Here is a 12,593-nt window from a genome sequence, read left to right on the forward strand (position 1 = left end):
GGATTCATGTCAACCGGGGCGTGACCCGGATCTCGTCAGGCTTCCTGGATCGCCTCCCCGACGCCGCGTACCAGTCCCGAGAAGTGCTGGTCCGCGAGGAGATGCCCGGCGGTGATCACCAGGGCGAGCGGCCACTCGATCACCTGCAACGCGGCCAGGACCCCGAGCCCGGCGTAGTAGGCGACCTTGTCCGGTGGCGGTACGGCCACCTCGCCCAGTATGGGCAGCTCGACCCGCCGGCTGTACATCTGGACGTTCTCGCGTGAACCGTTGAGGTGTCGCGTCAGCGTGCTCATTCCGGCCTCCCCGTGTCCGGTGCTGGTCGTCGGATTCCACCGGCCACCCCGTCCATGCGCAGCCCGCCGCGCAAAGTTCCGGTCCGCCGAGGGGCATAACGGACGCCAGGTCGGGAAGCCAGGCCGCCGGACGCGAGGGCGGCGGGAGGACGAGATGACCGACGGCACAACAATCGGCAACGGGGAGTCGGGTCGGCGTCCGTCCGGCCGTACGCCTCGATGACGGCGGCGGGTCGTGCCGCCGGCCGCCTCCTGCCGTCCATCGGCGTACCGCACCTGGTCGGTGAGGCGTCCCGGACCGTCGGGTCGGCCGCGACCCGGTTGGCCCGGACCGCCGGCCTCAGCCGACGCCGGGTCTGGTCGCGCCCGGGCCGCCACCACATCGAGGTACACGGTGTCTGCCAGGACGGCGGCGACCGGTTGGCCCGGCAGGTCGAGGCCGCGCTGGAACGGCTTCCCGGAGTCGCCTGGGCCCGGGTGAACGCACCCTCGGGTCGGGTCGTGGTGGCCGTGCAGGCCCCCGAGCCGAGGCTGCGCGACCTCATCGCCGCCATCAGCCGGGTCGAGCGGACCTGTGACCACGAGCCCGACCCGGAGATCCCACCCCCGCACCCGCCGGAAGAGGGGCCGCGTACGCCGCGCACCCTCGGCGCGCTCGCCTCGGACGCGCTGGGTCTGACCATCTCGGCGGCCACCCGCATCCTGCCGTTCACACCGTTGCCCGGTGAGGTCGCCGGCCTGCTGGCCGCCGCCGACCTGCAACCGAAACTGCACGCCTTCGTCGGTAGACGACTGCGCTCCGACCCCCGCGCCGACGTCATCTTCCCGCTGGCCGAAGCCGTCGTGCAGGGCCTGACCGGCAGGTGGACGGGGATAGTCCTCGACGGCGCCCAACGGATGGTGCAGTGGGGCGAGGCGCGGGCCCAGCTCGCCGCCTGGGAGGAGGCCGAGCCACGGCTGACCGGTGACCCGGAACGTGCCACCGCCCGGTGGCCGGCGGTAGAGCGCCCCTGCCCGAAACCGGACGGCCCGGTCGAGCGCTACATCAACCGGGTGCTCGCCGCGGGCGCGGCGGCGGCAGCCGCGGCGACGCCGCTCGCCGGACCCAAACGGGCCGCCGCGCTGGGACTCTCCGCGCTACCGAAGGCCCCGGGCAGCGGACGGGAGGGGTACGCGGCGCAGCTCGGCCGAGTCCTCGCCCGGCGCGGGGTGATCGCGATGGACCGCAGTGTGCTGCGGCAGTTGGACCGGATCGACACGCTGGTGCTGGACGCCGCAATGCTCGGGTCGGAGCGGGGCGTACTCGCCGATCTGGCCCCGGCCGCCGACGCGGACGTCGACGAGGTGGCGGAGCGGGCGTTCGAGCTGTTCGACCCCGCCGACCCGACCACCGCGCGGGAGTCCGACGGTTGGCGGCTCGCACCCCTGGACCGGCTGCCCGAGGACGCCCGCGGCGACGTACCGGACGGCGAGCGGCTGCGTACGGCGGGCGGGCAGTTGCTCGGGCTGACCAACGCGGGACGACTGGCCGCGCTGCTGCGGGTCGAACCGGAGCCCGCGCCCGGAGTCGACGGTCTACCCGCCGCCGCGCGGCACGCCGGACTGAGGCTGGTCGTGGCCGGGGGCGACGAGCAGCGGTACGACTTCGCCGACACGCTGCTGCCCGGTGGAGACCGGTTGGCCGACTCCGTACGCGCGCTCCAGCGCGACGGCGCGGTGGTCATGCTGGTCTCCGGCGACCGGGCGGCGCTCGGCGCGTCCGACTGCGGGCTCGGCATGTCGGCCGCCGAGGAGTTGCCCCCGTGGGGAGCGCACCTGCTGGTCGGCGCCGACCTTCGGGTGGTGGCACTGCTGGTCGAGGCGACCGGGGCAGCCCGGCGGATGACCCAGCAGAACATCCGGCTCGCCATGGCGGGCACCGGACTGGGTGCGCTGGGCGCGTTCACCGCGCCGCCGGCCCAACTGCCACATCGGGCCCTCGTGGCGGTCAACGGCGCGGCCGCGCTGGCGTTCGCGAACGGGGTCTGGCGGGCCCACCGGCTACCCGACCGGTCGGACGCGCCGGCGCCGGTGGCGACCGCCTGGCACCTGATGCCGGTACGGACCGTGCTGGACCGCCTGGACACCACACCCGACGGGTTGACCAGCGCGGAGGCGCACCGCCGGCATGACGACAACGGCACGGGCGGCGGCACGCCCAGCGGTGGTGGGCTGCTGCGGGCGTTCCTGGACGAGCTGTCCAACCCACTCACACCCGTGCTGGCGGCCGGGGCGGTGCTGTCCGCGTCGTTCGGCTCACTCGTCGACGCCGCGCTGGTCGGCAGCGTCGTCGGCGGGTCGGCACTGGTCGGCGCCGTGCACGAGCGCAACACCGAACGTTCGCTGGCGGAGCTGCTGTCGCGCTCGGCGGTGACCGCCCGGGTCCGCCGGGACGGAGCCGAGCAGGTCGTCGCGGCCGAGGACCTGGTGCTCGGCGACGTCATCTCCCTCGAACCGGGTGACTCGGTACCGGCCGACTGCCGGGTGCTCGAATCGGTGGGATTGGAGGCGGACGAGTCGTCGCTGACCGGCGAGTCGCTGCCGGTCGCCAAGAGCAACCGGGCGGTCGTCGCCGCGGCCATCGCCGACCGCCACTCGATGCTGTACGAGGGCACCACCGTCGCCGCCGGCCACGGCACCGCCGTCGTGGTGGCGACCGGGGCCGACACCGAGTCCGGCCGCAGTCTGGCGCTGGTCCGCCAGGCGCCCCCGACGAGCGGGGTGGAGGCTCGACTCGGCTCGTTGACCAGCGCCGCCATCCCGTTGGCCGCCGGTTCGGCGATCGCCGTCGCCGGGGCGGGACTGCTCCGGGGCGTACCCCTGGCCGAAACGGCCGCGACCGCCGCGAACCTGGCCGTGGCGTCGGTGCCGGAGGGGCTGCCGTTTCTGGTCAGCGCCGCGCAACTGGCGGCGGCCCGGCGCCTCGCCGAGCACGGCGCGTTGGTCCGCAATCCGCGCACCATCGAGGCGTTGGGCCGGGTGGATGTGCTCTGCTTCGACAAGACCGGCACCCTCACCGAGGGCAAGTTGCTCCTCGCGGGGGTCGGCGACGGGGTCGGCGACCGGTACGCGCCGGTGGACCGGCTCGATGACCGCCTGCGGTCGACTCTCGCCACCGCGCTGCGGGCCACCCCGGCGGCGGCCGATCCGGAAGAGTTGGCGTTGCAGACCGACCGGGCGGTTCGGCGGGGCGCCGCCACGGCTCAGGTTGTCGAGCAGACCGGGGCGACCGGCTGGCGCGCGGTCGGCGGGCTGCCGTTCGAGCCGTCCCGCGGCTACCACGCCACCGTCGGCGAGACCGACGGACGCCTGCTGTTGAGCGTCAAGGGCGCCCCCGAGACGGTGCTGCCCCGGTGCGTGAACCGGCGTACCGACGGCCGACGGGAGCCGCTTGACGACGCCGGCCGCGCGGAACTTCAGCGTGTGTTGGCCGACCGGGCGGGCGCCGGGCACCGGATCCTCGCTGTCGCCGAGTGCCAGGTGGACGCCGCGCAGATCACCGACTCCGAGGTCCGGGGGCTGACCTTCGTGGGGTTCCTGGCGCTCGCGGACGGAGTCCGGGAGAGCGCCGCCCCGGCGGTACGCCGCATCCGGCAGGCGGGCGTGCACACCATCATGATCACCGGCGACCACCCGGCCACCGCCGAGGCCATCGCGGCCACCATCAGCGAGCACGACGAGCAGCGGGTGGTCACGGCCGCCGAACTCGACCAACTGGACGACGAGGCGCTCGCCGAACGGCTCGCCACCACCGACGTGGTGGCCCGCTGCACCCCGACCCACAAGGTACGGATCATCCAGGCGTTGCAGAAGTGCGGGCGGACCGTGGCGATGACCGGCGACGGCGCCAACGACGCCCCGGCGATCCGGCTGGCCGACGTCGGCATCGCCCTCGGCCAACGTGGCACACCGGCGGCCCGAGCGGCCGCCGACCTGGTGGTCACCGACGACCGCTTGGAGACCATCATCGCCACCCTGGTCGAGGGGCGTGCCATGTGGTCCTCGGTCCGGCACGCGCTGAGCATCCTCGTCGGCGGCAACCTCGGCGAGATCGCGTTCAGCGTGCTCAGCGCCGCGGCGACCGGCCGCTCGGCCCTCACCGGCCGGCAACTGCTGCTGGTCAACCTGCTCACCGACCTGGCCCCGGCGCTGGCCATCGCGGTCCGGCCACCCGCCGCGGACCGCACCGACGGACTGCTTCGGGAGGGCCCGGACGCGTCCCTCGGTGAGACCCTCAGCAGGGAGATCGGCCTACGCGCGGCGTCCACCACGCTGGGCGCGACGGTCGGCTGGACGTTGGCCCGGTACACCGGGCGGCAGCGCCGGGCCGGCACCGTCGCTCTCGTCTCACTGGTCGGCACCCAACTCGGCCAGACCATCCTGGCCGGAGGCACCAGCCCGGCGGTGCTGGCGTCCACGGCGGCGTCGCTGGGAGTGCTCGTCGTGGTGGTGCAGACGCCGGGTGTGAGTCAGTTCTTCGGCTGCACCCCGCTCGGGCCGGTGGGCTGGACCATCGGCGCCGGATCGGCGCTCGGCGCCACCCTCGCCAACGGCGCGCTCACCAGGCTGGTCGCGCATCTCCCGGCAGCCCGACCCGACCTCGCCCAGCCCGTCGACGGCGACTGACGGCAGCGCTGACCGGTGGCTCGGGCATCATTGATCTCGCTGACTAGCCTGGCGGCATGCCGTCGTTCCTGGCCAACGGAACTCGTCCGAAGGCCTGGCCAAGTCTTCCGCTGGCGCTGCTGCTGCCCTGCGGCCTGCTGATACTGCTGGGTGTCACCGACGACCGCGAGCCGCCCCCACCCGTCGGCGTGCTGACGCCGGCGACGGTGATCGCGGTGGAACCGGCCCGGACCGCCGACGGCCCCTACGTGCTGCTGCGGGTAGACGCCGTTGACGGGCCCACCACCTGCGGCATCTACGAACGGTCGTTTCCCGACCGGCGACTACCGCCGCTGCACCAGCAACTCACCATCGACTACACCCCGTCCCGGTGCATGCCGGAACCGGTCAACACCGAACTGTCCCGAGGGGTCGTCGTCGCCATGGGAACCATCGGACTGGCGGTGTCGCTCCTGTGGCTCCGGGCAGGTCCGCGCTTCCAACGGCTGACGCGCGCGCGGCGCTCCCGCTCCTGACAAGGACGACCCGCGAGCCGACACGCCATTACCGCAGCGGCCCGGGGAGCGGCACCTCCCCCCGCATCGCCTTCTCGGCCAACTCGATGCGTTCCGGATGAAGTCTGTCGTCGCCAAGGGGGTGACCGGGCGAATTGATGCAGTGCTGCCCCGACGCGGCGCTGCACACCGGACACGCGAGAAAGAATCCGGAGGATGGCACGAGTTCGACGCCCTGGGCCAGCGCGGATCTGCCAATCTTGACGACCGCTGCGAGCAGGTCGTCGTCCTGGTGCCGGGTAGCGGCAGCGGCCGCCTCCCGCATCCCTTCCCAGAAATTCTCGGCCGAGTTCGGTTCGTTCACGTCGATGCGCACGATCGCGGATCCCCGCCTCCCGTCCCGGTAAACGCGGGGCCATGCGCTACGCCCGTGGGCGGTAGTATCCCCAGGCTTTGATTGACAACGGGGAGGACGATCCACATGCGAGGCAAGATCCCGGCCGGCATCGCGATAGCCCTGGCCTTCATGGTTCCGGCCGCACCGGCGATGGCACAGAGCGCGTCGCCCGGGCTCGACCAGAACTGCCAGACGGTCGAGCGCAAGACGTTCACGGACATCCGTGAGCTGTTCACCTTCGACCTGGACACCGCCACGGCAACCCAGCTCCGCGTGCTGGCCAACCAGATCCAGGCCACGGCGAAGAAGGAGTCCCTGACCACCCTGCCGGACGCCACCCAGAAGCGGCTGGACGGCACCTCGGAGGATCTGCGCGCCTGGCTCAAGAACGACGCACAGGCCGTCTGGACGATCGATCTGCGGATCAAGGTTGGCCAGACGATGACCGGCGCCGGCCCCAAGGTGAAGGAGGCCGCGCAGAAGACGCTCGACGCCGAAACAGTCGACCCTTACCTGGCCTACCTGAACGAGGGCCTGTACGCCGCCCGTGCGCTCGACTGCGCGGCGCAGCCCACCCCGACGCCGACGACGTCGCCGACGACGACGCAGCCCACGCCCACGGCGAGTGCGACGTCGACCGTCGCGCCGACTGCGGCCACCTCCACGAGCCCGGTCGCTGCCGGCGGTGATGGTGGCGGACTGCCCGTGACCGGCGCCGACACCGCGACCGTGGCCGGCATCGGCGGCGCGCTCCTGCTCGTCGGCGGCGCGAGCTTCGTGATCGCACGCCGTCGCCGTTCCCGCTTCGTCGCGTAGCTCGATCCGGACGCGCCCGGCCCGACACATCGTCGGGCCGGGCGCTTCTTTGCGCAGGTCAGCGACCCGTTGCGGCCACCGGAGTCGTCGTCAGCGGCCAAATTGGCGGTAGGCCCGAAGAGTTCGTCGAGGCGCCCAGGCGAGGATCCACTGTGGGAACGGCCCTCGCCGACGGCGGCGATTATCCTGCGGGTCGCCCATACGGCAGGCGGGACCCGCCTCCGGACGTCCAGAGGTGAGTCCCGCCTGCCGTGAACCGCGCACCGGATGACCATCGGCGGCGAGGTGCGGGCCCGCTGTCTAGCCCGCGAAGCCGCCCTTGGGCTCGATGATCTCCAGGTTCGTGCCGTCCGGATCGGAGAAGTAGGCGACCTTGGTGCCGAGCGCCGCCTCAGGGGTGACCTCGCCCGCGATGAACGTGTAGTCGTCGCCGAGGAAGTCGTAGCCGGCTTCCTTCATCCGCTGGTACACGGCGTCGAAGTCGTCGACCCGAAAGCAGAGATGCATGGAGCCGGGGCGGTTCGCCATGCCGTTCGTGCGTTCCCCGACCGGCTCCTGGAACTCGATCAGGTCGATGCCGAGACCGTCCAGGTTGATCGTCGCGTATCGCAGCTTCGCGGTAGGCAGCCCTTGCGTAATGCCGAACCGCACGCTGCCCATGGTCCCCTCCGCCACAGGTTCCCGCCCGGTGAGAGCGGAATAGAACGCGATCGAGGCGTCCAGATCCGAGACTGAGATCCCGACGTGGGCGGCCCGGGTGAGGTTCATCGGAGTGCCGGAGACGGTCATGACGCACCTTTCGCTGTGGCCCGGCACCTCAACGGGTACGCCCAGGTTCGGGCGGCTCCACGAGGAACCAGGCTGATCGGTTCGGCGGCCGGGTGGAGAATCCAGCGACGGCCACCAAACTTGCTTGCAAGGGCCTGATGTAGGCGCTAGCTGACATTCCCGGAACAGGCTTACCCTGAAACTCCCGCCCCAAAGGAAGACCCGGACCATGACCGCCACGGATCCCGCGCTAACCGCCCTCGCCAGCGGATGGGCAGCCCTCTCCCTCCTCTACGGCAGGATCGAGGCACACCTTGAGCGCGCTCTGCAGTCCGCGCACGACCTCAGCGTGCGGGAGTACTCGTTGCTCGACGTGCTCAGCCGCCAGCACGACCGCGCAGGCGGCCATCTGCAGATGAAGCAGGTCGCCGACGCCGTGGTGCTGAGCCAGAGCGCCACCACCCGCCTGGTCGCCCGTCTGGAGGACCGTGGCCTGCTCTCCCGCTACCTGTGCCCGACCGACCGCCGCGGCATCTACACCGACGTCACCGACGCCGGCCTGAAGCTCCTGCGGGAGGCCCGGCCGACCAACGACACCGCCCTGCGGAAAGCGCTGGACGACGCCGCCAAGAACCCCGAGTTGGCGCCACTGGTAACGGCAGTCGAGGCAATGGACCTCACACGTCGACCCATGACCACTCACGGTGAGACGTCGAAGGGTTCGACTGCCTGAGGCGGCGTGGCGGTGGGCGGCGCTTCCCGCCGGGCGCAGCCGGGGAGTCGTGGTAGGGCCCGCGACGCGACCCGTCGGTCTGCTTCCAGGAAGCGGCTAGGCCGTATCCCAGTCGGAGGAGGCCGAGACCTCGTAGGGGATCGTCGCCAACAGCTCGGCAGGCCCTTCCAACTTCCAGGCCCGGACGCAGCAGCCGCAGCCGCCATCCTCTTCGGCGTGGGTGAGAGCGTCTCGGTTGGCGTTCAACCAGGCCTCAGCCGCCTCGACCTCGCTCGGCTTGTCTACGGAGGCCGCCATGGTTTGCCGGATCACAGCGAGCACCGTAGCGCAGACCGGTTGGCTGTACCGAGGGCCGAGATCAGCCGAAGAAAGCGCTGGTGGAGCCCAGGGGACTCGAACCCCTAACCCCTGCCTTGCAAAGGCAGTGCTCTGCCAGTTGAGCTAGGGCCCCGCAACGACGGCGACCAAATCGCCGCCATCTTGATATCAGCGCAGGTCGGGCGCGGTGGTCGCCTCGTGCCAGAGGGCGCGCTCGTCGTTGGCGGCCTTGACCTTGTTGAAGACGACGGCAGCCACGCCGACGACGCCGGCCAGGATCAGCAGCTTCTTGAACATGGGGCAACCCCTTGCGCTCGACTACCGTCGGACGATGTGCGGTGGGGCTAGATGGAATCGAACCATCGACCTCAGAGTTATCAGCTCTGCGCTCTAACCGACTGAGCTATAGCCCCGCGTAGCGACGAGCAAGATTAACCCATCCGCCGCGCCGGCCCCAAATCGGGGTCCGACTGCGCGATCCGGGTCGTCGCCGCCCGCAAAACCTACCTGAGTACGGGGCGTCGGAGCGACCGCATTCCGCGGAGGCCCCGACGCCCCGGTCACACTCAGTCCCGCTCGGCGAGCGTCAGCTCGATCCCGCCGACCAGGTCGGCGCAGACGTTGTAGACGAACGCGCCCAGCGTGGCCAGCGCGGTGAACAGCACCACGTTGACCAGGCCGATCAGCGCCGAGCTGAGGATCACGCCCTTGGCGGTGATCTGGAACCCGCTGGTGCTCTGCCCACCACCCGCGTTGACCAGGTCGCTGAGGCTGTCGTTGACGCTCTGGAACACGCCCATCGCGTCCAGCGCCAGGTAGAGCACCGACGTGGCGACCACCACGACGATGAACAGCACCACCGAGACGGCGAACGCGAACTTCATCACGGACCAGGGGTCGATCCGCTTGAGGTTCAGCCGGGCCCGGCGCGGCCCACGGGACGCCGCGGAGCTGACCGAGCTCCGCGCGGCGCGGACCGCCTCGCCGACCCGGGCAGCCCCGACGGCCGACGGGTTGCCGATCCCCGGCGGCAGACCGCCACCGCTCACGGGGCGACCACCGGTGGACGTACGCCCCGGATCCGGCGGCGTCATGCCCGGTGTGATCCGGGGCTGCGTGCCAGTAGCCCCGGTCGATGTCGCCTGACCGGGTCGGGTGCTGATCGGCTGCGTGGTCGTCGGCCGCGCCGGGTTCGGGGCGGCCGCCGTGGGGGCCGCCCCGGTGGACGTCGCTGCCTCACCGGCCGACTTCTCGGCCTTGGTGTCACCCGATCCCGCGTCCTCGCCGGGCTGCTCCGGCGGGGGTGTCATGCCGGGAGCCCGGGTGAATTTCGGGGCAGGCGCGTCGGCGGGAACCGTGGCCCGGCCCACGGCCGCGCGGCCGGTCGCTGGTGTGCCGCCCTTGGCGGCCTCCTCGTCGACCGGGTTGGCCGAGGTCCCCGTGTTCCCCGACTTCGCCTGTGTCTCCGTCATTCAACTAGTCCTGTTCGTCAGGCTCGTCGGCATTGCGAGCAATCGCCACGATAGTCACGCCGTCCGGGAGGTCCATCAGCTTGACCCCCATTGTGTTCCGGTCACGCGTACGGCGTACAGGCTTCACCGGAGTCCGGATGACACCACCGTTGCTGGTGATCGCGAACAACTCGTCGTCCGGGTCGATCACCACCGCACCGACCAGACCACCGCGCCGTTCGGTGATCTTCGCAGTCAGCACGCCCTTACCTCCCCGGCCCTGCACCGGGTATTCCTCGATCGGGGTACGTTTCGCGTATCCCCCGTTCGTGGCCACCAGGACGTCCAGACCGTCCCGGACGACCTCCATGGCGAGTAGGACATCGTCGTCCGTGAAGCGCATGCCGATCACGCCCGAGGTGGCCCGACCCATCGGCCGCAGCGCCTCGTCCGAGGCGTTGAACCGGATGGCCTGCGCCTTCTTCGAGACCAGCAGCAGGTCGTTCTCCGGCGCCACCAGAGCAGCACCGACCAGCTCGTCCTCATCGCGCAGGTTGATCGCGATGATGCCGCCGGAACGGTTGGAGTCGAACTCCTCGAGCCGCGTCTTCTTCACCAGGCCGTTCTTCGTGGCCAGTACCAGATAGGGGGCTACCTGGTAGTCCGGGATTTCGATGATCTGCGCGATCTGCTCATCCGGTTGGAAGGCGAGCAGATTGGCCACGTGTTGGCCCTTGGCTACCCTACTGGCTTCCGGCAACTCGTACGCCTTGGCCCGGTACACCCGGCCCTTGTTCGTGAAGAACAGGATCCAGTCGTGCGTGGAGCATACGAAGAAGTGGCTGACGATGTCGTCCTGCCGCAGCGTGGCGCCACTGACGCCCTTGCCGCCCCGGCGCTGCGAGCGGTACAGGTCGACCTTCGTCCGCTTGGCGTACCCCGTCCGGGTGATCGTGACGACCACGTCCTCCCGGGCGATGAGGTCCTCCATCGAGACCTCGCCGTCGAACGGAATGATCTGCGTACGCCGGTCGTCGCCCCACTTGGCGACGATCTCGCCCAGCTCCTCTGAGACGATCTTCCGCTGCCGCTCGGGCTTGGCGAGGATGTCCTTGAGGTCGGCGATCTCGATCTCAAGCTTCGCCAGGTCGTCGATGATCCGCTGCCGCTCCAGGGCGGCGAGCCGGCGCAGCTGCATGTCCAGGATCGCGGTCGCCTGGATCTCGTCGATCTCCAGCAGCCGGATCAGGCCCTGCCGGGCGTCGTCCACCGTCGGCGACCGCCGGATCAGGGCGATCACCTCGTCCAGGGCGTCCAGCGCCTTGCCCAGGCCGCGCAGGATGTGTGCCCGCTCCTCGGCCTTGCGCAGCCGGTACGCGGTCCGCCGACGGATCACGTCGATCTGGTGCTCGACGTAGTACCTGATGAACTGTGCCAGGTTGAGCGTGCGCGGCACCCCGTCGACGAGCGCCAGCATGTTGGCGCCGAACGTCTCCTGAAGCTGCGTGTGCTTGTAGAGGTTGTTCAACACCACCTTGGCGACCGCGTCGCGCTTGAGCACCAGCACGATCCGCATACCGGTACGACCGGAGGACTCGTCGCGGATGTCGGCGATCCCCGCGAGCTTGCCCTCCTTGATCAGCTCGGCGATCCGCTCGGCGAGGTTGTCCGGGTTCACCTGGTAGGGCAGCTCGCTGACGACCAGGCAGGGACGACCCCGCTTGTCCTCCTCGACCTCCACCACGGCCCGCATCCGGATCGAACCACGACCCGTGCGGTACGCGTCCTGGATCGCCGTCGTGCCGACGATCAGACCGTGGGTCGGGAAGTCCGGGCCCTTGACGATGCCGAGCAGCGCCTCGAGGGTGGTCTCCTCGTCCTCCTCCGGGTGCTCCAGGCACCACTGCACCGCCGCGCCGATCTCGCGCAGGTTGTGCGGCGGGATCTTGGTGGCCATGCCGACCGCGATGCCCTCGGAGCCGTTCACCAGCAGGTTGGGGATCCGGGACGGCAGGATGGTGGGCTCCTTGGCCCGGCCGTCGTAGTTGTCCTGCAGGTCGACGGTGTCCTCGTCGATGTCCCGCAGCATCTCCATCGCGAGGGGGTCGAGCTTGCACTCGGTATATCTCATGGCGGCAGCCGGATCGTTACCCGGCGAGCCGAAGTTGCCGTTGCCGTCGACCAGCGGGTAGCGCAGCGACCACGGCTGCGCCATCCGGACCAGCGCGTCGTAGATCGCCGAGTCGCCGTGCGGGTGGAACTGGCCCATCACGTCGCCGACGACGCGGGAGCACTTCACGTAGCCGCGGTCCGGCCGGTAGCCGGAGTCGAACATGGCGTAGAGGATCTTGCGGTGGACCGGCTTGAGCCCGTCCCGGACGTCCGGCAGCGCGCGCCCGACGATGACGCTCATCGCGTAGTCGAGGTAGGAGCGCTGCATCTCCACCTCGAGCCCGACCGGTTCGATCCGGTCGTGCGCGACCACCGCGGCGATGGCCTCGGTGGGGACCTCGGGCTCGTTCGGTGTGGACTCGGGGGAATCGGTCACTGTATACCCTTATCAGACTCAGAGTCGTTTTCGTGCTGTGGATAACGGCTGTGGATAGCCGTCAAGCTGTGGATAACTCTGTGGACCGGCGGGCCAGCCAGGTGCTG

11 protein-coding genes and 2 tRNA genes are annotated in these 12,593 nt (G+C 70.7%); 4 read left to right on the forward strand and 9 right to left on the reverse strand.

What is annotated here, in order from left to right:
- Window positions 1–35 precede the first annotated feature (35 nt).
- Window positions 36–296, reverse strand: a complete 261-nt coding sequence (locus tag AB0B55_RS12585) for a hypothetical protein (RefSeq protein ID WP_357129325.1) — start codon at window positions 294–296, stop codon at window positions 36–38.
- Between the two features lie 219 nt (window positions 297–515).
- Here AB0B55_RS12585 and AB0B55_RS12590 point away from each other — a divergent pair, with 219 nt between their 5' ends.
- Together AB0B55_RS12590 and AB0B55_RS12595 are read left to right on the forward strand one after the other, a co-directional pair.
- Window positions 516–4,961: an HAD-IC family P-type ATPase gene (locus AB0B55_RS12590; protein WP_357171740.1), complete on the forward strand. Its 4,446-nt coding sequence runs from the start codon at window positions 516–518 to the stop codon at window positions 4,959–4,961.
- 56 nt (window positions 4,962–5,017) lie between these two features.
- Entirely contained in the window at window positions 5,018–5,476 is a 459-nt protein-coding gene (locus tag AB0B55_RS12595) for a hypothetical protein (protein WP_357171741.1), read from the forward strand.
- Window positions 5,477–5,504: 28 nt separating this feature from the next.
- Here the strand turns inward: AB0B55_RS12595 and AB0B55_RS12600 are convergent, their stop codons facing one another.
- Entirely contained in the window at window positions 5,505–5,831 is a 327-nt protein-coding gene (locus tag AB0B55_RS12600) for a hypothetical protein (RefSeq protein ID WP_357171742.1), read from the reverse strand.
- A gap of 105 nt (window positions 5,832–5,936) precedes the next feature.
- Here AB0B55_RS12600 and AB0B55_RS12605 point away from each other — a divergent pair, with 105 nt between their 5' ends.
- Entirely contained in the window at window positions 5,937–6,668 is a 732-nt protein-coding gene (locus tag AB0B55_RS12605) for an LPXTG cell wall anchor domain-containing protein (RefSeq protein ID WP_357171743.1), read from the forward strand.
- Window positions 6,669–6,968: 300 nt separating this feature from the next.
- Here AB0B55_RS12605 and AB0B55_RS12610 read toward each other — a convergent pair whose 3' ends face one another.
- On the reverse strand, window positions 6,969–7,457 hold the full coding sequence (locus tag AB0B55_RS12610; protein WP_357129310.1) for a VOC family protein: 489 nt from the start codon (window positions 7,455–7,457) through the stop codon (window positions 6,969–6,971).
- A 208-nt stretch (window positions 7,458–7,665) separates the two neighbouring features.
- On the opposite strand from AB0B55_RS12610, the gene AB0B55_RS12615 reads away from it, so the two are divergent.
- The gene (locus AB0B55_RS12615) at window positions 7,666–8,169 is read left to right on the forward strand and encodes a MarR family transcriptional regulator (RefSeq protein WP_357129307.1); all 504 of its coding nucleotides are present in this window, start codon (window positions 7,666–7,668) and stop codon (window positions 8,167–8,169) included.
- A 96-nt stretch (window positions 8,170–8,265) separates the two neighbouring features.
- Here AB0B55_RS12615 and AB0B55_RS12620 read toward each other — a convergent pair whose 3' ends face one another.
- From AB0B55_RS12620 to gyrA, 6 genes are all read right to left on the reverse strand, one after another.
- Window positions 8,266–8,466 carry a hypothetical protein gene (locus tag AB0B55_RS12620; protein WP_357129304.1) on the reverse strand — a complete coding sequence of 67 codons (201 nt, stop codon included), beginning with the start codon at window positions 8,464–8,466 and terminating at the stop codon, window positions 8,266–8,268.
- Window positions 8,467–8,544: 78 nt separating this feature from the next.
- Window positions 8,545–8,620: transfer RNA gene (locus tag AB0B55_RS12625), tRNA-Ala, on the reverse strand.
- Window positions 8,621–8,655: 35 nt separating this feature from the next.
- Window positions 8,656–8,784: a DLW-39 family protein gene (locus AB0B55_RS12630; RefSeq protein WP_007453934.1), complete on the reverse strand. Its 129-nt coding sequence runs from the start codon at window positions 8,782–8,784 to the stop codon at window positions 8,656–8,658.
- A 42-nt stretch (window positions 8,785–8,826) separates the two neighbouring features.
- Window positions 8,827–8,900: transfer RNA gene (locus AB0B55_RS12635), tRNA-Ile, on the reverse strand.
- A 153-nt stretch (window positions 8,901–9,053) separates the two neighbouring features.
- Window positions 9,054–9,959 carry a DUF3566 domain-containing protein gene (locus AB0B55_RS12640; RefSeq protein WP_357129300.1) on the reverse strand — a complete coding sequence of 302 codons (906 nt, stop codon included), beginning with the start codon at window positions 9,957–9,959 and terminating at the stop codon, window positions 9,054–9,056.
- 4 nt (window positions 9,960–9,963) lie between these two features.
- A complete protein-coding gene (gene gyrA, locus AB0B55_RS12645; RefSeq protein WP_357129297.1) occupies window positions 9,964–12,486 on the reverse strand; it encodes a DNA gyrase subunit A in 2,523 nt (840 codons plus the stop codon).
- Window positions 12,487–12,593: the final 107 nt, after the last annotated feature.

Source organism: Micromonospora sp. NPDC049107 (assembly GCF_040648595.1).
Lineage (GTDB): Bacteria > Actinomycetota > Actinomycetes > Mycobacteriales > Micromonosporaceae > Micromonospora.